The sequence below is a fragment of the Streptomyces hydrogenans genome (genome assembly GCF_014656075.1).
GTDB lineage: Bacteria > Actinomycetota > Actinomycetes > Streptomycetales > Streptomycetaceae > Streptomyces > Streptomyces hydrogenans.
This window is the reverse complement of record NZ_BNBS01000287.1, coordinates 1-1,452: the sequence shown is the minus strand read 5'-3', so window position 1 is coordinate 1,452 and position 1,452 is coordinate 1. Positions and strand designations below refer to the sequence as shown.

The window sequence follows — 1,452 nt, the reverse complement described above, 5'->3', positions numbered from 1 at the left end:
CGGTCGCGGTGCGGCGGGTGTCGTCCAGCAGGCTCCGCGCCTGGTCGAGGTGACCGAGAACGATGAGGGTCTCGGCGAGTTCGGGATGCCAGCGCAGGATGGAGGGGTCGCGGACCTGCTGGAGTCCCTCCAGGGTGCGGACCTCCTCCAGGGCCTCCAGAGCTTCTTTGGGGCGGCCGGTGACCAGGAGGAGGTGTCCGAGGGCGAAGAGGTTGCGGGAGAGGAAGACCCGGTTGTCCTCCTGCCGGGACGCGTCGACTCCGCGGCGCGCGTGGGCGAGGGCGAGGTCGGTGCGCCCGGCGGTGCCCTCGACGAGGGCGGAGGTGTAGCACGCCGGCGCGGGTGACAGGGCGGTCCCGTCGGTCAGCGCCTGGGCGCGGTGGGCGTGGTCGAGCGCCCTGGCGCACCGTCCGGCGCGGAGTTCGGCCTCGGCGAGGCTGCGCAGGATGTCCACGGTCGCCTCGGCGTCACCCATCCGCTCGGCTTCGACGAGCAGGGGGAGCAGTGTGGTGCGGGCCTCGTCGGGGCGGTCGTCGAAGAGGGCGTGCCGGGCGGCGAGGTGCTGGGGCGTGCTGTTGGCCGGGACGGAGGCGGCGCGTGGCAGGGACAGGGCGCGGCTGAGCGTGGTCTCGGTGTCGGGGTGGCCGAGGACGCGTTGGAGGCGGGCCCGCATGGTGAGGGCCATGGCGGTGGTGGTGGTGTCGCCGACGGCCTCGGCGAGGTCGGTGGCCCGGCCGGCCAGGGCACACGCCCGTTGGGGGTCGCCTTCGTTGACGTTGGCCCAGATGGACTGGCGGATGAGGATCTGCGCGGTGAGGTCGCGTCGTCCGGCTGCGGCGTGGAGTGCGGCGGCGAACAGTTCGTCCGCGCCGTGCAGGTGCTGGCCGCTGGCGTCGATCAGGGCGACGAGGGCGTCGACGCGCTGGTCGGGGGTGGTGTCGTGGCCCACGATGAGGCGTGCGGCGGCCCGGCCGCGGGGGAGGTCGCCGTAGTGGGCGGCGTCGCGTACGGCGGTCAGGGCCCGCTGGGTGAGCAGGTCGCCGTCCTCGTGGGGGGTGCGCTGGGCGGCGAGGAGGGAGAGCTCCGCCGCGAGCGCGTGGTCGCCGCGCTGCCGGGCGCGGACGGCGGCGCGGGCGGCGCGGCGGGCCGACCGCGGGTCGGCGGCGTCGGCCGCCAGCACGGTGTGCCGGTCGCGGCGGACGCTGTCACGGCTGGCCTCGGCCAGGCGGGCGTGCAGGAGCCTGCGCGCGTGGTCCGGCTGCCGGGCCGCGAGTTCGGCGCCGATCGCGGAGGCGGTGAACCGCACCGTCCGGTCGGGCTGCCCGAGGTCGACGAGCCCGGCCGCCTCGGCCTGGGCGAGGAGGGCCTCGGCTGCCGGGCCGGCGACCTCGTCCAGCAGGTCGAGGTCGGGCCGGTCGTCGAGTGCGGCGAGCGTCAGCAGTTCCCGTACCT

1 protein-coding gene is annotated in these 1,452 nt (G+C 76.2%); it reads right to left on the bottom strand.

What is annotated here, in order from left to right; translation table 11 throughout:
• On the bottom strand, positions 1-1,452 hold a 1,452-nt coding region (locus IE321_RS41440; protein ID WP_373316671.1), incomplete at both ends, for a tetratricopeptide repeat protein.